We start from the raw sequence: 22,917 nt of genomic DNA, 5'->3' as shown, positions 1-22,917 counted from the left end.
AACTTATAACCCTACGTGATTTAGGTTGTTTTTGCCTTTAATAGCATTAGTGAAGCGCGTATCATAAGTGCACTTTTCACTCATACCGATTATCTCTGCAACGGATATGCAAAAATTCCTTCAAGACTTCTCCCTACCCGCAGCATTTGCCGGTTTTATTACTTTTTTAGTTGGGATCAGCGTTTCCTCTGTGCTGGTAATTCAGGCTGCACAGCTCTTAGGCGCGAACACAGCTGAAATTACTTCATGGTTCTGGGCCCTAGGGATCGGGATTGGTCTTTGCGGGCTTATTCTTTCCTGGAAGTTTAAATATCCAGTAGCAACCTCTTGGTCAACCGCAGGTCTGGCCTTAATCCTGGCAACCGGCACAGGCTATAGCCTGCCTGAAGCTTTGGGCGCTTTTCTGGTGTGCGGCTTTGTCACTGCCGTATTGGGGTTTTTAGGTATTTTTGAGAAAGTTCTGCATGCGATTCCGCAAAGTCTAACCAGCGCAATGCTGGCAGGAGTCTTACTTAAATTCGGGATTGGTCTGTTTGCCAGCTTGCAACATGAGCTGGGCTTTATCCTGTGTCTACTCGCTGCCTATATCATTGCCAAGCGGCTATCGCCCCGTTATAGCATTGTGGTTACCGTGATTGCTGGTGTCGCCCTATGTCCCATATTTCTGGACTTTAATCCACCGAGCCTGCATTGGTCACTGGCTCATCCAGTCTGGGTGAGCCCTGAATTTTCCTGGACTGCGATTCTTGGTCTGGCCTTGCCACTCTTTGTTATTAATATGGCATCGCAATATTTACCCGGCTTGGCAATGATTAAAAGTTATGGTTATACGCCACATGTTAATCAGCTGATTGGCTGGACCGGCACTGCTCAGACCTTACTGGCTCCTTTTGGCTGTTTTGCCGTCAATATCGCGGCGATTAGCGCAGCGATCAGCCTGGATGATCAGGCCCACCCGGATAGCAAGAAACGTTATATCGCTGGTATGAGCTGTGGTTTCTTCTATATCCTCATGGGCTTATTTGCAGCCACACTGACCAGTATTCTTTTAGCCTTCCCTGCCGTTTTTATTACTGCACTGGCAGGTATTGCCCTGTTGGGCACCATTGGACATAACATTACACTCGCGTTCAGCCATATGGATGAACGCGAGGCGGCATTATTAACCTTCCTGTTTAGTGCTTCAGGGGTGCAATTCCTTGGCATCGGTTCAGCATTCTGGGGACTATTGTTTGGCCTGGTGGTACACCTGTTCTTTAAATGGCGTAAAACTTATTAAGATCTTTATCTCAATTAGGGGTGGCTAACACATCAGTAGGTGATTGCAGAAATTGAAGTGTCTGTTCAAAGGTCTGCTGGCTTTCTTTTTTACCCATATAAAACTGATATTCATGAATCAGCCAGGCTTTTGATTCTGGATAAAAGATTGCCTTTACCGGCACCTGATTCGCTTTCAAAACCTGCACAAATGGATAGGACTGCGTTTCTGTGAGAAAGTCCTTGTTTCCGCCACTGATCAGCACAGGTGGATAATTTGGAGTGATGTGCTGAATAGGTGAGATCTTTTTCAGGAACTCCACATCATGCCGGCGATCACCTGTATAGGCCTGCACCATATTATGAACTCCCCATTCAATCAATTTGATTTTTTCTGGTGCCGTATCCACAAACGCGTTCAGGTCATAAATGCCACAGTGTAGAATTAGCCCTTTAAGCTGTGCAGGCTGGATTGATGGCACAAAGTCAGAGTTGTGGGCAAAAACCGGATTGGTTAACAAGGCCGCATAATGGCTGGCAAGATTGGCACCGGCAGAATCTCCAGCCAGATAAAGCTGATCTGGATCAATCTTGTATTGGGAAGCATGTGTCTGGAGATAAGCCAATGCCATATTAATTTGCTGTAGCTGGCTTGGATAAGTTGAACCAGGAGCAAGCTGATATTGCACAGACACCACGTTATAACCTTTTGATGCCAGCAGTTTAAAATAACCCCGTGCATGTTCGCGAGATCCGGAAATCCAGCCACCGCCATGAATCCAGATCACTGTTGGGCGCTGTTCCAGTTGAGTCATATTTTGTGGCTGATATAAGTCCAAACCCAGCCGTCGATCAGAATCATAGAGAATATTTTGCTGCACAATGACATCATCCGGTGCATAACGATCCATGATTTTCTGCTGTACAGCTGTCGTCATATTAAAAGCAGTGGCAATAATTTTACTGTTCTGTGCCGTACTCTGACAGCCATATAACCCACATAAAAGTATTAATCCTAATAATCCTTTTCCAGCTTTGACTATATGTGTATTCACCATATCTTGAATATTTCCACTAATAATTTTCCAAGTTTCAACGTTCTATATATTTTACCAACCAGCTTAATAGAGATTGAGCAAACTTGCTTAAAATCCGGGTATTCCAGTCTGTTTTATCTGCCAATCAGTCTACAGTTTTTTGTAAATATATCACTGTAATTTAATGAATTTTCAGATTTTTTTATATTTTGCAATTGAACCCCTTCCGTCACTGTGCTATCAATAGTTTAAAGCAAGACAAAAACGAAACCGGAGTATAAATAAGATGGCCTATCAACATATTTTAGTCCCTGTGGATGGTTCAGAAATTTCCTTTTCAGCAGTACATCATGCTGCAAAAATTGCAAAAGCTTTTGGTAGCAGACTGACACTTGTGAGTCTGATTGCAGAAAATCCTTTTACTGAGGCAGATTTCTACTATAGCTCTGCCATTATGAAAGAATATTTTGTTGAAGCACATGCCAATGCCAAAAAAGCATTGAAACAAGCAAGCATCATTGCCCAAGAGGAAGGTGTGGAAGCCGAAACACATATTGTGACTGGTTTGGTGAATGCCGAGCATGTCGCAAATACTGCAGAAGAAACTGGTGCAGATTTGATTGTGATGGGTTCACATGGTCGTAAAGGCTTCCAGAAGATCATTCTGGGCAGCTTTGCACAAGATGTTCTGGGTGTGTCGGAAACTCCAGTGCTGATCATTAAAAAATAATCTGGTTCTGCGCATCCCTTGATGCGCATGACAATAAATCATGCTTTAAAGCACTGCTATTATTCATCACGCCAGCTACAGCTGTATCCTGTTTCCAAGCGTGCATCATTATCAGGAATTTTTATGAAGCATTATCAACATATCCTGGTCGCAATTGATGAATCGCCTATCTCTTATGCGGCTGCAGAACATGCGCTCGATATTGCAAAAGTTTTTGGCAGCAAAGTGACCTTAATCAGCGTCATTGCAGTTGATCCTTTTTCTGGAGTAGATTTTTATAAGGTTGCCCCAGCTGTTACCGATTACTTTATGCAGGCCGAGCAAAATGCACTGGATAGGCTTAATGATCTAAAACATACCTTTACGCGTGAAGGTATAGATCTGGATATTCGGATTCTACACGGCATGTCACCCTCGGAAGGCATTCTGCAAACCAGTCATGAATTACCTGTAGATTTGATTGTGATGGGTTCACATGGGCGTAAAGGATTACAAAAACTGATTTTAGGCAGCGTGGCACAAAATGTACTCGGCTTGGCTGAAACTCCAATACTAATTGTCAAAGAATAAATACCCTTGCTCATCAAAAAGCCTGTCTTAATGACAGGCTTTTTGATTTTCTAGAAACTAGCGAATTTTCTGGTTCAATTGGTTGAGGAACATTTCCGCTTCCAACTGGGAGCTGAACACTTTGATATATTCACCAGATTTCTGTACCGAATTTGGCGTGTATTCCAGATGAAGTTCGAATACTCCACGCGTACTGTCCTTGATGACTCGCACAGCAATAATGTGTTGAGTATTTAAATAAAATCCATCCTCAATTTTAAATAACATTTCAATTCGCCCAATTATCAGATCATCTTGATCTTTACATCGTGAGCGCCTGAAAATGGCGTCACACATACTTCGATATGTGTTGCTATAGTAAAGCAAAATTTAATACATACTTTCTTTAATAACATATTGAATAAATATTACTGATGTTCTAAATAAAAAAGCCGGATATTAAACCCGGCTTTTTCACAAGGTTTAATTAAACACTGAGCATACTGTTCAAGGTTTCACAAACATTTTTAGATTTGACCAGCGGTTTCAGGGCTTCAAGTTGAGCTTTCACTTCACTACGTTGTGGTTCAGCCAAAGTATACCAACGAGAGAGAACTTGAAGCAGACGTGAACCGACAATCGGGTTTTTCTCATCCAGATATTTCGCCAAAGTAATATAGTGCTGTACACCAAAGCCCCAGGTATTGACCGGATTTGCATTCAAACCACCACTTACAGCACGAATACGGTTCGGCACAGCCAGATCATAATCAGGATGCTGTGTCAGATAAGCAATCGTTTCAGCAGTTGCTTGAGGATGCGCCGCCTGAACCATAAACCATTGATCTAAAGATAAATCTTCATCTTCAAAGCGGCTATAGAAGTCTGCTAGAACTTCTTGGGCTTGTGGTGCATCATTCCAGACCAAGACTTTAAGCGCTCCCAGACGTTCAGACATGTTCCCGGTATGATACTGCTCATAAGCCAGATCAAAAGCAGAGTCATCCCCTTGACGTGCGATCATGGTGAGCATGATATTTCTTAATGCACGGGTACCCATTGCCTGAGAGAAATCAGATTGCAGATCTGGATCAAGTGACAGGTAAATTTCTTTGGCAGTATCAGCAAAAGCACGTGCCAATTTATTCAGCAAAGCGTTACGTTTTTCCTGAATCTTGCTTGGACGATAGTCCACATCAATCCGGCTGCCAAGATAACCCTCAGTTGGCACATCAAACAGACGAGATGCCAATAACGGATCCTGTTCAATTACCCCCGGCAAGGTATTCAACATCGCCTGAACATAAATGTCCGCAGGCTGATCATTCAGGAGAATACGCTCAAGTAAAGTCTGGGTCGCCTGCCAGCGATTAAAACCATTGGTTTCATACTGTAGCAAGAAGGCCAGCTCTTTATCCGAATAGTTAAATTCCAGATTGACTGGTGCCGAGAAGTTACGCAGTAATGACACCACTGGTTTTGCTTTTACCCCAGTAAATTCGATACGTGACTGCTCCTGATCAAACAGGTACACCCCATCTTTGACACCATTTTCAAACAGCGCTGTTGAATTCAAAGTCAGTTGTTCACCACTCTCTGCATCAAACAGGGCCAATGCCACCGGAATCGGGACAGCTTGCAGATTTGGATATTTCGGGTGTGCTTTCAGGCTTTGTTTAAAGTTCAGGCAATAGGTCTGTGCTTCTGCATCATATTCACCATGCACTTCCAGCTTTGGGGTACCTGGCTGGTTATACCAGATCAGGAAGCTGGACAGATCAACACCAGAACCTGCGCTTATTGCTGCAACCCAGTCTTCCACCGTCACTGCCTCACCATCATGACGGCGGAAATATTCATCTGTACCCATACGGAATTTGGCTTTGCCGAGCAAGGTCGCCATCATACGGTTAATTTCCGCACCTTTTTCATACACTGTTGCAGTATAGAAGTTATTAATTTCTACAAAATGGTCTGGACGCGGTGGATGCGACAATGGACCTGAATCTTCAGGGAACTGATGCGCCTTAAGCACTGCAACATCGTCAATACGCTGCACTGCTGCAGACTGCAGATCTTCAGAGAAAGACTGGTCACGGAAGACAGTCAAACCTTCTTTTAAACATAACTGGAACCAGTCACGGCAGGTAATACGGTTACCGGTCCAGTTATGAAAATATTCATGTGCAATTACTGACTGTACCCGCATGATTGCAGCATCAGTGGTAAATTCTTCATCTGCCAGTACACATGAAGTATTAAAGATATTCAGACCTTTGTTTTCCATTGCGCCCATATTAAACGCGCTGGTGGCAACAATCATGTAATTATCAAGATCATAAGGACGGCCATAGTGTTCTTCATCCCAACGCATAGAGTGCTTTAAGGCTTCCATGGCAATTTTACACTTTGGAATGTCTTTCTCTTCAGCATAAATTTCAAGTGCTACATCACGGCCTTCAGAAGTGGTATAGCGATCTTTCATCACCGCCAGATCACCGATCACGCAGGCAAACAGGTAACTTGGTTTTTTGGTTGGATCTTGCCAGATTGCATAGTGACGGCCTTCCCCCGCTTCACCCGTTTCAATCAGGTTACCATTGGCAAGAAGTACCGGGAATTTCTTGTCTGCTTCAACACGTGTAGTGAAAACAGACAGGACATCCGGACGGTCCGGATAGAAGGTAATTTTACGGAAGCCTTCTGGTTCATTCTGAGTTACAAACAGATCCGAACTGGCTTGATACAGGCCTTCTAATTGGGTATTGGATTCAGGATGAATACGAACAACAGTTTCAATCGTAGCCTGATCCGGTGCATTGCCAATCACTAACTGTTCAGTATCAAGCTTGTACTCACTTTCAGAAAGTGGCTTACCATTAACATGAATTGATTGCAGTTCCAGATCACGACCGAGTAAAACCAGCTCACCTTCAGTCTGACGCTGCATTACCAGTGTAGCGCTGACCAGTGTATGATCTGCATAAACCTGAATATTGAGCTCAACCGAGTCAACGATATAAGAAGGTTTTTGATAGTCTTTTAAATAAATGGTTTGATCTGCTTCGATCGCTGGATTAGCCGCAATATTCATATTAATGTCCTGATCTTTTTACACAGCTTATGTAAAGCAAAAAATGTTAATCATATTGATCATACGACAACTTATTCTGCCTGTCTGTGCATTTCATTGTGTTTTTATATATGGGACTAAACTGGAGTTATTTCAATTCAGGTATTTAAATTACTGAAAGTAATTGACTTATATTTAAACAATAAACAAAAATATGCCGTCTTAAGATATTACTAAAATAAATATGAAAAAAATTCTAATGCTTGCCGGCTTTTCTGTTTTCCATATCGCTTCTGTTCAGGCTGCAAACTATTCAGGGAAAATACCCTATCAATGTCTGGCTTCCACACAAACCAATACAATTCTTATGATCAGTGTCGCCAACTCTGAACCTGACCAGATTCAGGATGTGATGTATTTTCCACATTTAAAAAAGATTAACCTGTCCTACGACTCTGCGATGGGTGTGGGGAATCCGCCTCTGCTCATACACTATTCCTACTTTGAAATGATCAAAGAAAAACAGACAGGTGAATATACTTTTGCTGTAAATAAAGACAATAAAATTCTTTTTGCCGTGTATACCAGCCCACAACTGAGTATGCCAATCTCGTTTGGAATACAGCTAAATCTGGCAAGAAAGGAAGCACTGAATCGCAAGCTAGCCAATCAGTTGCGTACATGTATTTAAGCCTATGTACATTTTCATGCACAAGGCTGCATTGAAAAGCACACTAATATGGAATTAAGTATCTCCAAGCCAGAAACCATTCATTTCGATTATGATTTTAAATATTTTTAATATTAAATAAATTAGTATCTTACATTCATTTTTCTTCATTTAAAAAATTCTGTACATAAAAAACAGTTTTGTGCATACTTCTTGCTTTTATTTAATAGTGCAGATTACACAACTATATCTACAATAAAAAATGAGGTGAACTATGTATCTTAAAGAACATATCGTACGTGTTGAAAACATCAAGACCCTGCAAGCACTCGATCAAGCCAATATTGACCATAAAGTAATTGCACTGTTTATGAGCTGTGAGGGCATCAAGATGCAAGCCTATGAAGTGGGTGCTATTCTGAACAGCTATAATGCACTTGGTTCCAAAAAGGTTCAGCCTAAAAAAGTCCAGGCTTTAATTAATGCCAAACATCTGGGTGAAGAGGACGAAACTCTGCCTTGCCCAGTCTAAAGGCCATTTTCAACAATACATAGAAGGCCACTTAAGTGGTCCTCTTGCATGTTTGATTATCAGCTCATGATGAAAACTTTAGCCTGAACCACACTTGCTCAAGCTGCACTGTGTATAATGATTTTCCTTCTTCATTTTACGATTGCTAGTTGATATGACGCTTAATGTTTTGCAGAAACAGCTTGATGAAAGTACCGCATGTCCCTTGTGTCAGGCAGCAATGTACTGGGTCGAGGCAGAACAATTTGATCAGGAACTGAATTATCACGAATGCAGTCACTGTCATCATCAGCTTTATCCTGACCAAAAACATAATTGCTTCTGTGAAAAATGTCTGGCCAATCGTAGACGTCAAATGAAGGAAACACGTCTGCAGGAAAATCGCCAGCATCAAAGTAAAAAAGATGTACATCAATATGAATTAGGTCAGCTCAGCTTTTTAAACAAGTTATTTCTGTTAGCGATTCTGGATGATCATGTACATGAGCACAGTCAGCACGCTGAATATATAGACTGGGATCAGATCAAATATCACAACATCAGTCCAAATTATCTGATGCAAAATGCTTTGGTTAAACGCCTCAGCAAGGAAAATATTCTGAGTCTGAAAGACTTTAATGCCGATCAGCAGCATTATTATATTAATGTGCGTCTGGATGGCTATTCAGAGCCGAGCCTATTCAGCATTACCCAGCAATTACGCCATTGGTTCTTTGAGAACTTAAGCAAAGGCGTGCCTTTTAAAAGTGCAGATGAAGTTAAAGAAACCCTATATTTTCTGCTGTATCAGGAAGTGATTCAATTTGCCCAGTTTTATTGTCGTAGCTGGGGCATTCAGATTGCGGGTAATAAAAGCTTTCAGACTTTCTGCTACCGTATGCTGGATGTATTGGCAGTCGGCCAGATTTATTATCTGGTACAAACGGCGCTGGAATACTTGTACAAACAGAAAGCCTTGCAAGCCCGCAATGAAAATTTCATCAATACCAATTTGCTGAAAAAAACCCTGCAGCAGTACCGTGAACGTGCCATCAACGAAAAATGGGAAACCTCTACCCTGCCGCGCCCACCACAATTGCCTTTAAGCAAAATGAGTGCAATTCTGTTCTTTCATTTTCTTGGCTATGATGAAAATATTTTCTTCCAGCCAATCTGGCGTTCATGGCAGCAGATTGAGCCTCGTTTAAAATTCTATTCCAATAAACGCTGTATGCATTGTGGTTCCGAGGAACTGACCGTGGATTATGATGCCACGGACTATGTCAGTCTCTGCTGCCGCAACTGCAAACATCAAGACCATTATTTTACCCGCTGATGGATTCAGCGCAGACGCACTGTGAATATCAATATGAATACCAATCTTTCCCAACTGCACCATGACATTCTAGAAGGTGTTTGTGATGCCTGGACAGCATTACAACAACAGCAACCCTTAGTGCATATCATGACCAATGCTGTTGCCAGTAATTATGTAGCGAATGTTCTACTGGCTGCGAATGCTGCACCTGCCATGATTGACAATCCTTTTGAAGCTGAAAATTTTGCCCGAATTGCAGCGGCCGTCAGTTTGAATCTGGGAACACCAACATCTGAACAAGTTCAGGCTATGCTGATTGCTGCACAGACTGCGAATGCGATTAAAAAACCCTGGGTGCTGGATCCCGTTGGTTATGGTTCAATTCTGCACTGGCGCTCAGAAGTGACTGATCAATTAATGGCATTTCAGCCAACTATCGTACGTGGCAATGCCTCCGAGATCGGTACTCTGGCAGGCAAACAGGTTACAGGCAAAGGTGTAGGTACGACATTAGACAGCTCAGAAGTCTATCAACAAGCTAAATCATTGCTGGCACAATGCCAGTGCATCGCCATTTCCGGAGAATCAGATTACATTATATCGCAGGATTATCCTGTGATTAAGGTGATGGGCGGATCAGAATTACAGCCACGTGTGACTGCAACAGGTTGTGCCTTGGGTGCATTGATTGCAGCTTATAGTGCTGTGGCTAACCCCGTAATTGCGGCAACTGCTGCACATCTGCATTTCGCGATTGCCGGTAAAAAGGCTGCTGAAATTACCTCTACACTGGGCAGCTTTAATGTTGCCTTTATCGATCAGATTCATCTGTTGAATCCTGAAATTATTCAACAATATGCTGATTTTGAGCTGCTTTGATTTATTATCATTAAGGAAAGCTGTGTCTAGTGCACAGATTTCCCGAAAGCCAGATTCATAATTGTTTCAGAAATTGTTTTGAAATCTAAGCGGCAAACACACATCAATCCTTTCCCATCAAAATAGTCTGGCACGTGCTGCATAAAGAACTGGTAATGAACATCACTGCGTTTGCGCAGTCGAATCAACTGATCTGGCGTGACTTTAGGCATTAGTGCCGGTGCAACATAAATACCCTGCCCGCGTTTATCTACCTGAGACTTGTATCTGTGCATCAGCTCAAGTACGGATTGATGAGCAGTCGGCATGGTGTAACCCTTTCTTGGATAGAAATAACGACTACGTGATGCAAACAAGGTATAGACCTTCGGCTGCATCAAGGTAGTGACAAACCAAAGTGGAATGGCCGGATAACGTAAACGATAGCGTAAAGCCACACGAATGGCAGTCTTTAAAGTCAGATTACTACGACGATACTGTTCAAGTACTCCGGCACGTGAAGTCACCACAAAAATAGGTTTGTCCTGCAGCTGCAATTTGAGAATTGGCATAATATTCTGGCCAATCAGCCGCTCTCCGACGAAATACTGTATGACTGGTACAGAAACTGCTTCTGGATCATGCACATATTGATATAGCTGTTCAACAGACGCAAAGGGAAAAATGAGTTGATCAAATTCCAGCATCTGCTGAAAAAAATCATGTTTCTGCTGGGCTGGCAAAGTTGCAAAATCAATGATGGTTTCTCTGATTTTCATGTATGTCATCCATTGAAGCGGCAGGCAGATCAGTTAATTCATGATACTTTTCTACTGATTCCGAGCTAAAAGCGTGTGATTAGTAAATCTTCTGATTTGGCAGATTAGCATAGGATTTTTAAGTTCTTATACACAATATCAGACTTATCAATTACCAAATAGTTCACTATAAATTTAAGTTATTGAATTTAATAGTTATTATATATAAATTATGAGACCTGTATCAAGCTTTTATTTAATTATGTATTTTTAACCTTAATTTTTTGAAGAAAATAAGCAATTTTTATAGTTTTTAGCTGACTGACTAATTTCCAAGCTTAAAATTTTTCTACTGTCTGTATCACAGTATTTAGGCATAAAAAAGCCAGCAAGTAACTACTTGCTGGCTTTTCCTGGATAAACCAGTTTAAGTCAGAACATCAAACTTAACCTTGGTAATGGATATTCACCGACTTAATACGATTGTTTTCCATTTCAGTCACTTGGAAAGTAACCTGTTGATGCTCCAGTGTTGTACCAACTTCTACATGACCATTGGTTTTATCCAGAATCAGACCTGCAACACTGATATAACCAGCATCTTCTTCAATTAGATCCAGCATACCTAGCTCTAGTTCCAGCTGATACAGATCCAGCATGCCTGAAGCAATCCAATGCGTATCATCCACACGAACCAAATCCAGCTGTTCGTCTGCATCCGGGAATTCCCCTGCAATCGCTTCAAATACATCTAGTGGTGAAATCAGACCCTGTACATGACCAAACTCATCACTCACCAGAACCAAAGAACCTTTAGAAGTCCGCAAGGTATTAATTGCATCAATAACCTTCATATTTTCAAAGATAAAGATAGGACGATGACGCTTAATCAATGCTTTTAACGCTTCTGGTTCTTCCAGTACATCCAGCAATTCTTTGGCACGAACAACGCTGATCACCTTATCCAGACTGCCACGACAGACTGGAAACAGACTATGCGGTACCGACAAGATTTTTTCACGAATCTGCTCTGGGCTATCATCAAGATTTACCCAGGAAATATGGCCCCGCGGTGTCATAATAGATGCTACAGAACGTTCCGCTAAAGTGAGCACGCCACCAATCATATAGCGCTCTTCATCTGCAAAGGTTTCTTGTGCTTCAGCATTCATATCTGGACTGCTGGTTTCTACTCGGCCGCCCATCAATTTTAAAATCGAGTCGGCAGTACGATGACGTAATGGAATTTTTGCTTCATGTTTTGCAACATTGCGCTGACCAAACTGGTTAAACGCCTCAATAGCAATAGCAACACCAATACCTGAATAGATATAGCCTTTTGGAATATGGAAGCCAAAACCTTCTGCAATCAAGCTGATACCAATCAAGAGTAAGAAACTTAAACACAAAATCACGACGGTTGGATGACGATTGACAAAGGCAGTTAAAGGTTTGGATGCAAGCAACATCACCATCATTGCGACAACCATTGCCACCATCATCACATAGATGTTGTCGACCATACCAATTGCGGTAATCACCGAATCGAGCGAGAAGACTGCATCTAGAATCACAATTTGAGCAACAACGGCAGTAAAACCTGCATAGACGACATTCGTTGTGACTTTGACTTCAGGCTTGCCTTCCATCTTCTCATGCAGCTCTCCCACAGCCTTATAGACCAGGAACAAGCCACCACCCAAGAGAATCAGATCTCGACCAGAGAATGTTTTATCAAATATGGTAATTAAAGGTTCGGTTAAGGTAACCAACCAAGAGATTGCAAATAACAATCCTAAACGCATAAACAACGCCAGAGATAAACCAATCACACGGGCTCTATCGCGTTGTTCAGGAGGTAATTTTTCAGCCAGAATGGCAATAAAGACTAGGTTATCAATACCTAAAACGATTTCAAGAATAATAAGTGTAATTAAACCCACCCAGATTCCGGGATCTAATAAAAACTCCATTAGAGAATTACCCCGTTCGAGTAAGCTAGAAATAAAGATGGAAGATCAACGCACGGCGAGGGATCCATAATTTTAACCTTTTTGACTTAAGACTCTCTTATTATGCACAAAGCTTTTAATTTGTAATGGTCTTTTTATATTAATTCGGTAAATACTTGTTTATATAGAAGTCTATGCAAACTGGTCAGTAATTAATAACCAGGATTGTTCTTCAGTGCTTCACTTAATCCCTGTCGTCGTATTAATTTAGCTGATATACGAAAAAAATGTTGCTTTCCAAGTCACTCATCAGTTTTCGTAAACAATCACCCTCTCATCATCAATATCAGTACCAGCTTTTCTCAGATATATCCCTAAATAGAGATAACGCTTAGAGATATTTTCATAAATAGTTTTAGTAACAAATTTCTGAATAGCGGAATGAAGAATGACTTAATAAAGACGGCACTATCCTCACATCAGTGATCTTCCCCACGTTTTCTTATTTTATTTTAAAAATTAAAATGACATTCATCGGGTTAAATACACCTTCAAGTTTAACTCTTATTACTAAATCTTTCTTTCATATAATTTTATTTCTAATTGGATCAAAATTCATAACAAATTTCCCGATGTATGGCAGAAGTGAATAGGTAACAGATGAGTTAAAAATAGGTAAACTTAGGTCTTTCTCGACCAGCCGATAATTTGTGTCAATTATTAGCATTATTAAAAACATTGATTCACATTTTGTCGCATTTTTTAAAAATAATGGTTGAAACTTATATAAACATTTTCATAGAATGTAACTGCCTTACAAAAATAAATACAAGGAATCTACCATGACTAAAAAGTATGCGAAGTTTTTACCTTCAACAGAAGAATTTACTTTAGAAAATTTTCCCTACTATTGGGTTACTCAAGTCCACGCACAATATGTTTTAAATGTTGATCACGCGCTCAAGAAATATGGCGTTGACAATTCACGTCGCCGTATTCTGCTTGCCTTAAAAGCGAAACCACATGCAAGCGTGTCTGATCTTTCCGAGATGGTGGTTTCTAAAATGTCGACCACCACGAAAATCGTCTATCGTCTTAAAGACGAAGGCCTGGTTGATACTTATTCTTGTGAAGACGATGCACGTATTACGCGTGTGGTTCTTACAGAAAAAGGACATGAGATGTTCCATAAGATTAATGACCTGACTAACATTGTTCTGGAACAGTCATTTGAAGGCCTAACACCACTTCAAATCGAAAAAACTATGGAAAGTTTACGTCACATCTTCAAAAACCTTGCGCGCTGATCTAAAAACTATAAAAAACTGATCAGGCACTAGCGTGACTTAAGCAGAAAGATGAATTCATAGGCTAGCTTTATCTTTCTGCTTCTCCAGGAATCATTCAAAAAAATTCATTTGGGGACTGATTTTTTTGATCACCTCCTTGGGTACATGTGAACACTCAAACTCCTCTACGGGAAATCCCTCAACAAAAGACTGTATATTCGGTGATTTCAGATTTAGCCATTCATCCATACGCTGATGTGGAATCACAATAACAGAACGCTTGATATTTCCCGGTTCATGGAAATCCTTCATCATAGGATGATCAATTGCGTCCATGGTAATCATGGTGCTTGAACGTACGATCTCATCCTGCACGCGCGCAATTTCATATAGGGCAGCAATATAAAATGCTTTCCCATCCTTACGTCTTACACCCCAGCGCTGTGGCTTATTATCGAAATATTTAGACTCATAAAACTCTGTTACCGGGATTACGCCAAATTTACATTTCGCTGTTGCCTCGGCAAAACTAGGCTTCTGTAGCAAGGTTTCATTACGGACATTATAAGTGCGAGTTCCGATGGTTTTATCCTCAGCCCATTTTGGAATCAAACCAAAATTCACCGAGCGCCATTCCAAACCAAATTCTGACTTGAATAATAAAGGCAGCTGATAATTGGGATAGACTTCTTCTGGATATTCAAACGGAATTTCAGGAAGATTAAGGTCATGCAGTTGCTGCAAGGTGAGCGGTTTAAAGTTAGCGCACATAAAATCTTTAAAAACAAAAAATCACCGAAATATTATAATACTTCGGTGATCACAGACCTGTGTGTTTTTGCTAACAGGACTATTGTTTTGGCAAGGTCATCCAATGTGTACGGGTAAATTCCTCAAAGATCCAACGTCCATTAAAACGCCCCAGACCTGAGTTTTTCTCCCCACCAAATGGTGCATTTGGTTGGTCTGCAACCGTAATTCCATTAATGTGCGTCATACCCGCATCTATCTGAGCAGCAAAACGTTCACCGCGTTCAATATTTGAGGTACAGACTGCGCTGGAAAGCCCAAAGCGGGAGTTATTTGCCAAATTCACTGCATGTTCTTCATCATCTGCTTTTAGGATCGGTAGAATCGGACCAAAACTTTCTTCCTGAGCGATTTCAAAGTAAGGATCGACATGAGTAAAGATATGCGGTGCCACTACATTTCCTTCTATACCGCCTTCATAGACCAACTGTGCATCTAGTTGTTTGGCATGTTCGATAATCTTGCGATGCTTTTCAACTTGGCTCTGATTAATAATTGGTCCAATGATGGTTTCTGGCAAGTCTGGATTACCCACAGGGATGGTTTTCACCCGCTCTATCAGTTTATCTACATAAGCATCATGCAGGCTCTGATCAACAATGACCCGATTGGTGCTCATGCAGATCTGTCCTTGATGCATAAAGCGTCCCATCACGGTGAGTTCTACTGCCAGATCCAGATCCGCATCATCCAGAATTACTAGTGGTGCATTACCACCCAATTCCAGTGCAAGACGTTTCATACGCGAACTTGACAGTGCTTTACTTCCCACCCCCTGCCCAACTTCAGTTGAACCGGTAAATGAAATCATTTTTGGAATAGGATGTTCGACAAAATAATCACCGATTTCTTTACCAGCACCGACTACCACATTAAAGACGCCATGTGGTGTACCCGCTTCTTCAAATAATTTTCCAAGCAGTGTTCCACCCGTGACTGGCGTATCGCTGGCCGGCTTGAGTACCACCGTATTTCCGCAAGCGATTGCGGTAATAACTGAACGCATGGATAAATGAAAAGGGAAATTCCAAGGGCTGATTACTGCAATCACACCAAGCGGTTTACGTACGATAAAACTGCGGCGCTCCGGATCCCGGCTTTCCAGCTCTTCGGGCTGGATTAGATCCGGGAATTTGGCACTTTCCTGAATGATTCCCAGCGATGCATCTACTTCAAGATTTGCCTTAAAGCGCGTACTACCAGATTCCTGGATCAACCAGTCTACAATCTCTTCACGGCGTCGCTGAATGATATTGGCCAGGTTTTGGATTAGCCCTTTACGCACCTGAACCGAAGTTAAGACACCTTGCTCAAACGCTGCCAGCGCTGCCTGATAAGCAGTATCTACATCTTCAGTACTTGCTGCCTGCAAGGTAAAAATTTCCTGTTGAGTATAGGGATTAAAATTTTGAATCGTGTGGATCGAGCCGCCTTGCTGCCATTGCCCGCCAATAAATTGTTGATCTAGATTTTGATAGGCTGTCATTTCCATCCCTGCAACTTGTGAATTTTTCTCTACTTTATCAGAACAATTTTATAGATCAGAGCTGAGCGACGAATTGTTACGCTTTTATCGACAAATTTATATGTTTTCTATTTTTAATAACTGATTCATTTTAAACAGCCAACAAAAAAAGCCTCCGAAGAGGCTTTTTTAGATCAGACAGGATTAGTCACCTGTATAACCTTTCAATTTTAAACGCGCTGCATGAAGTAAAGGCTCTGTATAACCTGCAGGTTGCTCACCACCCTTGAAAATCAGGTCAGAAGCAGCCTGGAATGCAATATTGTTATCAAAGTCAGCTGCCATTGGCGTATAGAATGGATCATTGGCATTTTGCTCATCCACAATTTTTGCCATACGCTGCATCACTTCTTCAACCTGTTCACGAGTTACGATACCGTGACGTAACCAGTTTGCAACGTGTTGAGAAGAGATACGTAAAGTTGCGCGGTCTTCCATCAAACCTACATCGTTAATATCAGGCACTTTTGAACAACCCACACCCAGATCAACCCAACGAACCACATAACCCAGGATACCCTGACAGTTATTTTCCAGTTCTTTCAGTTTCTCTTCTTCTGTCCAGTTGGTGTTGGCCGCCAATGGTGGTGTTAACAAGTCATCAAGAGGCAATGCTTCAGTTGCAAGTAATTCTTGCTGACGGTTTGCCACATTAATTTGATGGTAGTGAATCGCGTGAATCACTGCGCCTGTTGGAGACGGTACCCATGCACAGCTTGCACCTGCTTCTGGATGCTCAGTCTTGGTTTTGTACATGTCTAATAGCATATCCGGTTTCGGCCACATACCTTTACCAATCTGTGCTTTACCACGTAAACCTGTTTGCAAACCGATCATTACGTTACGGTTTTCATAAGCCGGGAACCATTTTTGACCTTTGATTTCGCCTTTACGAACGAATGGACCAGCTTCCATGAAGGTATGGATTTCGTCACCAGTACGGTCCATGAAACCGGTATTAATGAAGATCGTGCGGTCTTTGGCCTGAGCAATACAGTTTTTCAGGTTAACAGAAGTACGGCGTTCTTCATCCATGATACCGATTTTCAGGGTTTTTGCAGGCAAGCCAAGCGCTTGTTCAGCACGCTCGAACAGTTCTACTGCAAATGCCACTTCTTCAGGACCATGCATTTTTGGCTTCACAATGTACATCGAACCTTTGCGTGAGTTCTTGATCGTGTTTTCACCACGAATATCAGCAATCGTAAGAAGCGGAGTAACCAATGCATCCATGATGCCTTCATAGATTTCTTCGCCATCTACCAAGATCGCCGGGTTAGTCATCAAGTGACCTACGTTACGAAGTAACATCAATGAACGGCCGTGAACTTTAGTCTCACCGCCTTCAAGATTTTTGAAGGTACGGTCAGCATTCAGTTTACGGGTAACTGTCTTACCGTTCTTTTCAATTGACTCTTCAAGCGTACCGCGCATCAAGCCTAACCAGTTACGGTAACCTTCTACTTTTTCTTCAGCATCAACGGCTGCAACTGAGTCTTCCAAGTCTTGGATTGTCGTTACAGCAGCTTCAAGAACTACGTCTTTTACGCCAGCTGCATCAGTTTGACCAATTGCGCTTGCTGCATCAATTTGGATGATTGCATGTAGACCATTGTTTTTAAGTACAACTTCTGTCGGTGCAGCAGCTTCGCCGTTATAACCGACGAATTTAGATGCATCTGCAACAGTTGTTGTAGAGCCATCTTTTAGCGTTACAACAAGCGCATTTCCTTCAACCGCATATTTGGTTGCATCGGCATGTGAACCATTTGCCAATGGGAAAGTTTCGTCTAAGAAGTTTTTCGCAAATGCGATAACTTTTTCGCCACGTTTTGGATTATAGCCTTTACCCTTTTCTGCGCCATCTTCTTCAGAGATTACGTCAAAACCGTAAAGTGCATCGTATAAAGAACCCCAACGTGCGTTTGCCGCATTTAAGCAGTAACGTGCATTACGTACAGGTACCACTAACTGTGGGCCTGCCAATAGTGCAATTTCTTCATCTACGTTTTCAGTCGTAATTTGAAAATCTTCTACTTCTGGTAGCAAGTAGCCAATTTCAGTCAAGAAAGCTTTGTAAGCTTGTAATTCAAATGTGTTATTGCGGTGCCATTCATCGATTTTCGCCTGAATGTCATCACGCTTAGCCAAAAGTGCTTTGTTTTTAGGGCTAAGATCAACAACGACTTGTTCAAAGTTCTTCCAGTATGTTTCGCTGTCCAAACCAGAACCTGGTAGTGCTTCATTTTCGATAAAATCGTAAAGTTCTTTAGCAATCGCTAACTTGCCTTTTTGAATACGTGCAGTCATTGTCTTTCCTGATATTGCTACTTTTTATACAAGAGATTCTAGTATAACGATTAAAATTTAGCTGAATAGTACTATCACATTCCTAAATAATGATCATTTTATTTAGCGTCACCCTCATGTCCGCTAATATTGATCGGAATGTTTCGTCATCAATTCACTAAATACCCTAATGACAGTGTATAAAGTTTTCGAAATGTAGAAATTAGACTTAAGTTCAGATTTTCGCGCAAAAATCACGCATTTCCATATACATTGTCATTCTTGAAGCACGATTAAGCCATGAAATGTGCTTATTGTCGATAAACTGCCCAGTAATTTTGCATAAAAAAAGCGCCGGATAACCGACGCTTTTTGAAGCTTTATTCAGCATTGCTGGAGGCAATTTTCTCAATCTGGCGATGCTCCGAATGCAAGTATTCATCTGATTGCATTTCCAGCAGACGCGAACGGGTCCGTTCAATCTCGAAAGCCAGTTTTTCACCTTGGTAAATGTCAACGATATTGTCTTCAGAAGTGAGTAACAATTTCACACCACGGTCATAGAATTCATCTACCAGGTAAATGAAACGGCGTGTACCATCATTCAAGAAGTCGGTCAGGTGCGGCACATTGCTGACCAGCACAGTATTATAGATATTGGCGATTTCAATAAAGTCAGCCGGACTACGCGGTTTCAGGCAGAGTTCTGCGAATTCACACCACAATACATCTTCGGTATGTGCCACAGTTTCGACAATACGATTATTGATGATGATCGGTTCATCGGAATGCTGCTGGGTCTGGGTCAGTGCGCTAAAACGCTGTGCCATCCAGTTTTTATTATCATGCGTTAACGGGAACTTGAATAACTGTGCCTGTTTGAGTACACGCAAACGATAATCCACACCTGCATCGACATTTAGAATTACACAATTCTTTTTTACCAGCTCAATGGTCGGAATAAAACGGTCACGGTGGATGCCATTTTTATATAGGCCATCTGGGGCAATATTCGAGGTCGCGACCAAGGTAATGCCGCGCTCAAACAGTTTCTGGAACAGATCACTAAGGATCATGGCATCGGTTACATTCGATACGAAAAATTCATCAAAACAGATGACCACGGCATCTTTATAAATCTGGTCTGCCACTAAATCTAGCGGGTTACGTTGACCGGATAATTTGTTCAGCTCACGATGCACATGCTGCATAAAGTGGTGAAAATGCATGCGGATTTTACGGCGAAATGGAATGGAATCGTAGAACTGATCCATCAGCCAGGTTTTACCACGACCTACACCACCCCACATATACACACCTTTCGGTGAGGTTTGACGGCGGAAACGGCGGAATGCTTTCTTGGAAGCCTTAAAGCGTTGAATTAACTCCACCCAGACACGGTCTAGCTCATGTACTGCAATCGCTTGTGCATCATCCGGCATGAACTGACCCGAAGACAGTGCCTGTGCATAACGTTCTGCAGGAGATAAGGGGCTAAAGGCGTTGTGCTGATGTGAATTTAAGTCGGACATAAGGTTCATTACTATTGAGATTCATAAAAAATTATAGCGAAGATTTAACTTCAAGCCATAACACTTTGGCATTAGCAAACTTAGGCTATTTTACATATTGACGCGGACTCTGACCAAACCAGCGTTTAAATGCGTGATTAAACGCCGCCGGTTCAGAATATCCTAGCAGTTCTGCAATCATTTCAATTGAATATTGTTTATATTCAATCATTCTTAAGGCTTTATCCTTAATGATATCTTCACGGATCTGCTTATAACTGGTATTCAGCTGCTGTAGCTGGTGCCGTAAGGTCCGTTCCGGAATATTCAAGGCTTGCGCAGTTTCTGCCATGGTCGGCATTCCTCCACTTTGCAGCTCCAGATAGTCCTGCACCCGTTGGATTAATGAAGGTGTCTTTTCATCTTCACGCAATCGTTCCAGTTCAGCAATACACTTCTTTTCATACAGCTTGAAGGTCATCTCATCTGCTGAAGGAATCTTGACATTTAACACCGCTTCATCAAACCAGAAAGCAGCCTGATCGGTATTGAACTGTACCTGATGCCCATAATAATCATGGTAAAGCTGTAACTGTTTTAACTCTTCCGGCTTTGGAAATGGCAATTCAATCCTTACTTCAGGCACCGAAAGCCCCATCATCTTGTACAGGTCCTGAATAAACTTGTAAGTCCCAGAGATTTCAGCCTGCGCGACCAGCTGACCTAATTGGTCCTGCACATTACTTGGACAATAGCAAAGTGCAATGCGATGCCCAGCCTGCTTGAAACTCATTTCCCCAGTCAGATGGGTTAACTGCTGAAAACGGATACCATGAACTAGTGCATCTCTCACGGTAGGACTAGTCACCAGTAGCATGAGCAGCGGGCCATATCCTGCCAGTGCATAATGCTGTCCGATCAAGATCCCTTTTTCTGGTGCAACTCCCTCACCTACAACTTTGAGTACATCATATTCCAGACTGGGATGAATGATCGACGTAGGATCAAGGTCATCTATACGCAGCCCGATATTGTCCAGCTTATGCTCCAATGCAATGCCTGCCTTGCGCATCCCCTGAATCAAGTACATCAAACTGAGTATCGATCTCTTCATTGCGATTTGAATTTAATAGGATTGTTCCTGTTTTACTATAAATTTTACAAATTCTCTATTGCCGTTTTGATCAATTTTGTCGTCTTATTAATCATGTTTGATCTTAGAACTTTACAATATTCTAATAAATCTGAATATGCACGGATTGCACAGCATGAATACTACAAAGAAAAATAACACAACCAAAATTGCTATTATTGGTGCAGGTTTTGGCGGAATTGCAATGGCCATTCGTTTGCAACAACAAGGAATTACAGACTTTATAATTCTTGAAAAGTCCAATGATTTTGGCGGTACTTGGCGTGAAAATCAGTATCCAGGTGCAGCCTGTGATGTGCAATCTCACATGTATTCTCTATCTTATGCACCGAAAGCTGACTGGTCAAAAAGATATGCGGAAGCGCCGGAAATCTTTGCCTATATTCAACAACTGGTCAAAGAATTCAATGTTCCTGCATTTACCCGTCTAAATACCGAAGTTAAAGCTGCACATTATGATGAAAAGCGTTGTCGCTGGGCATTAACTTTAAATAAAGATGAACAGCTGGAAGCACAATATGTCATTTTTGCATCCGGCCCTTTGCATGTACCGCAAATTCCGAAGATTAGCGGAATCGAAAAATTTAAAGGTAAAATCTTTCACTCCTCTCAATGGGATCACAGCTATGACCTCACTGGTAAAAATGTCGCTTCGATTGGAACAGGTGGCAGTGCCATTCAGTACATTCCAGAAATCGCTCCACAATGCAAACAGCTCTATGTGATGCAACGAACCGCAGCATGGGTGATTCCACGTGATGAGCGGCTGTATCATGATTTTGAAAAGAAGCTTTTTACACGCTTTGACTGGTTTCGTAAATTACATCGTATTCGTCTGTACTGGTCGAATGAATCTCGTGTCGTCCCCATCGTAAAACCGACCGTGATGAAATATACACAGAAACTGGCTGAAGCTTATATCCGCTATCAGGTCAAAGATAAGGAAGTTGCACAAAAGTTAATCCCAGATTACATCATGGGTTGTAAACGGATTCTGGTTTCCAATAAATATTTCCCCACCTTTAATCGACCTAATGTCGAACTGGTCACTGACACAATTCGGGAACTGACAGAAGACAGCATTATTACTGCAGATGGTAAAAAACGGCCGATTGACTGCCTGATTTATGGCACAGGTTTTATTACTGATCCGCGTATTTATCTGAAAAACTTTGAATGCACTGGTCTAAATGGCATCAAGCTCAATGAGGTCTGGAAAGATGGTGCGGAAAGCTATTATGGTATCTGTATCAAGAGTTTTCCGAATTTGTTCCAACTGCTTGGTCCAAATACTGTGCTGGCGCATAACTCGGTACTGTTTATGATCGAGTCACAAGTAGAATATATCCTGCAGTTAATCCAGATGGTTGAACGATCGCATACTGAGGCAATCTTGGTCAAAGATGAAGTACATGAGCAGTTTAACGCACAGGTACAACACATGATGGAGAATACTGTCTGGCAATCGGGCTGCGTGAGCTGGTATCAACAGGATGGCGGCAAAAATTTTGCCTTATGGCCCACCTACACCTGGAAATACTGGCTGAAAACCAAGTGGGCTAATCCATCAGATTACCACTTACTGAGTAAAGCCAGTTAAAGCAACAACATATTCGTTAAAGGGATG

19 protein-coding genes are annotated in these 22,917 nt (G+C 41.7%); 9 read left to right on the top strand and 10 right to left on the bottom strand.

Annotated elements, in window-relative coordinates:
• The first annotated feature begins 106 nt into the window (after positions 1-106).
• Positions 107-1,279: a benzoate/H(+) symporter BenE family transporter gene (locus tag ACTJIX_RS01125; protein WP_163169596.1), complete on the top strand. Its 1,173-nt coding sequence runs from the start codon at positions 107-109 to the stop codon at positions 1,277-1,279.
• Positions 1,280-1,289: 10 nt separating this feature from the next.
• On the opposite strand, the gene ACTJIX_RS01120 is transcribed toward ACTJIX_RS01125, so the two are convergent.
• Positions 1,290-2,315 carry an alpha/beta hydrolase gene (locus ACTJIX_RS01120; RefSeq protein WP_180185097.1) on the bottom strand — a complete coding sequence of 342 codons (1,026 nt, stop codon included), beginning with the start codon at positions 2,313-2,315 and terminating at the stop codon, positions 1,290-1,292.
• 265 nt (positions 2,316-2,580) lie between these two features.
• Between ACTJIX_RS01120 and ACTJIX_RS01115 the strand changes: the two genes are divergently transcribed.
• Both ACTJIX_RS01115 and ACTJIX_RS01110 read left to right on the top strand, forming a co-directional pair.
• The gene (locus ACTJIX_RS01115; RefSeq protein WP_076753723.1) at positions 2,581-3,024 is read left to right on the top strand and encodes a universal stress protein; all 444 of its coding nucleotides are present in this window, start codon (positions 2,581-2,583) and stop codon (positions 3,022-3,024) included.
• 123 nt (positions 3,025-3,147) lie between these two features.
• Positions 3,148-3,594, top strand: a complete 447-nt coding sequence (locus ACTJIX_RS01110; protein WP_004815649.1) for a universal stress protein — start codon at positions 3,148-3,150, stop codon at positions 3,592-3,594.
• A 57-nt stretch (positions 3,595-3,651) separates the two neighbouring features.
• On the opposite strand, the gene ACTJIX_RS01105 is transcribed toward ACTJIX_RS01110, so the two are convergent.
• Positions 3,652-3,861, bottom strand: a complete 210-nt coding sequence (locus tag ACTJIX_RS01105; RefSeq protein ID WP_026056698.1) for a hypothetical protein — start codon at positions 3,859-3,861, stop codon at positions 3,652-3,654.
• Between the two features lie 199 nt (positions 3,862-4,060).
• Entirely contained in the window at positions 4,061-6,667 is a 2,607-nt protein-coding gene (gene pepN, locus ACTJIX_RS01100) for an aminopeptidase N (protein ID WP_184103823.1), read from the bottom strand.
• Positions 6,668-6,890: 223 nt separating this feature from the next.
• Here pepN and ACTJIX_RS01095 point away from each other — a divergent pair, with 223 nt between their 5' ends.
• From ACTJIX_RS01095 to thiM, 4 genes are all read left to right on the top strand, one after another.
• The gene (locus tag ACTJIX_RS01095; protein ID WP_005222485.1) at positions 6,891-7,337 is read left to right on the top strand and encodes a hypothetical protein; all 447 of its coding nucleotides are present in this window, start codon (positions 6,891-6,893) and stop codon (positions 7,335-7,337) included.
• Between the two features lie 253 nt (positions 7,338-7,590).
• On the top strand, positions 7,591-7,848 hold the full coding sequence (locus ACTJIX_RS01090; protein WP_004815641.1) for a hypothetical protein: 258 nt from the start codon (positions 7,591-7,593) through the stop codon (positions 7,846-7,848).
• Between the two features lie 154 nt (positions 7,849-8,002).
• Positions 8,003-9,163 carry a hypothetical protein gene (locus ACTJIX_RS01085; protein ID WP_004892852.1) on the top strand — a complete coding sequence of 387 codons (1,161 nt, stop codon included), beginning with the start codon at positions 8,003-8,005 and terminating at the stop codon, positions 9,161-9,163.
• Between the two features lie 33 nt (positions 9,164-9,196).
• The gene (thiM, locus tag ACTJIX_RS01080; protein ID WP_262478422.1) at positions 9,197-10,024 is read left to right on the top strand and encodes a hydroxyethylthiazole kinase; all 828 of its coding nucleotides are present in this window, start codon (positions 9,197-9,199) and stop codon (positions 10,022-10,024) included.
• A 26-nt stretch (positions 10,025-10,050) separates the two neighbouring features.
• Here the strand turns inward: thiM and ACTJIX_RS01075 are convergent, their stop codons facing one another.
• Positions 10,051-10,782, bottom strand: coding sequence for a hypothetical protein (locus ACTJIX_RS01075; RefSeq protein ID WP_262478424.1), 732 nt, complete (start codon positions 10,780-10,782; stop codon positions 10,051-10,053).
• 425 nt (positions 10,783-11,207) lie between these two features.
• Complete coding sequence (locus ACTJIX_RS01070) at positions 11,208-12,734, bottom strand: TerC family protein (protein ID WP_262478426.1); 1,527 nt, start codon at positions 12,732-12,734, stop codon at positions 11,208-11,210.
• 821 nt (positions 12,735-13,555) lie between these two features.
• Here ACTJIX_RS01070 and ACTJIX_RS01065 point away from each other — a divergent pair.
• Positions 13,556-14,020: a MarR family winged helix-turn-helix transcriptional regulator gene (locus tag ACTJIX_RS01065; RefSeq protein ID WP_005222487.1), complete on the top strand. Its 465-nt coding sequence runs from the start codon at positions 13,556-13,558 to the stop codon at positions 14,018-14,020.
• Between the two features lie 93 nt (positions 14,021-14,113).
• On the opposite strand, the gene ACTJIX_RS01060 is transcribed toward ACTJIX_RS01065, so the two are convergent.
• From ACTJIX_RS01060 to ACTJIX_RS01040, 5 genes are all read right to left on the bottom strand, one after another.
• Positions 14,114-14,773: an SOS response-associated peptidase gene (locus ACTJIX_RS01060; RefSeq protein ID WP_262478429.1), complete on the bottom strand. Its 660-nt coding sequence runs from the start codon at positions 14,771-14,773 to the stop codon at positions 14,114-14,116.
• Between the two features lie 79 nt (positions 14,774-14,852).
• On the bottom strand, positions 14,853-16,298 hold the full coding sequence (locus tag ACTJIX_RS01055; RefSeq protein ID WP_262478431.1) for an aldehyde dehydrogenase family protein: 1,446 nt from the start codon (positions 16,296-16,298) through the stop codon (positions 14,853-14,855).
• A gap of 183 nt (positions 16,299-16,481) precedes the next feature.
• A complete protein-coding gene (locus tag ACTJIX_RS01050; RefSeq protein WP_004815622.1) occupies positions 16,482-18,647 on the bottom strand; it encodes a malate synthase G in 2,166 nt (721 codons plus the stop codon).
• Positions 18,648-19,006: 359 nt separating this feature from the next.
• Positions 19,007-20,158: a cell division protein ZapE gene (gene zapE / locus ACTJIX_RS01045; RefSeq protein WP_004815619.1), complete on the bottom strand. Its 1,152-nt coding sequence runs from the start codon at positions 20,156-20,158 to the stop codon at positions 19,007-19,009.
• Positions 20,159-20,243: 85 nt separating this feature from the next.
• A complete protein-coding gene (locus ACTJIX_RS01040) occupies positions 20,244-21,251 on the bottom strand; it encodes a helix-turn-helix domain-containing protein (RefSeq protein WP_034434039.1) in 1,008 nt (335 codons plus the stop codon).
• Between the two features lie 154 nt (positions 21,252-21,405).
• Here ACTJIX_RS01040 and ACTJIX_RS01035 point away from each other — a divergent pair, with 154 nt between their 5' ends.
• On the top strand, positions 21,406-22,890 hold the full coding sequence (locus ACTJIX_RS01035; RefSeq protein ID WP_262478433.1) for a flavin-containing monooxygenase: 1,485 nt from the start codon (positions 21,406-21,408) through the stop codon (positions 22,888-22,890).
• Positions 22,891-22,917: the final 27 nt, after the last annotated feature.

The sequence above is a fragment of the Acinetobacter sp. 22323 genome (assembly GCF_052044895.1).
GTDB classification, from domain to species: domain Bacteria; phylum Pseudomonadota; class Gammaproteobacteria; order Pseudomonadales; family Moraxellaceae; genus Acinetobacter; species Acinetobacter schindleri.
This window is presented reverse-complemented; position numbering and strand designations above follow the sequence as displayed.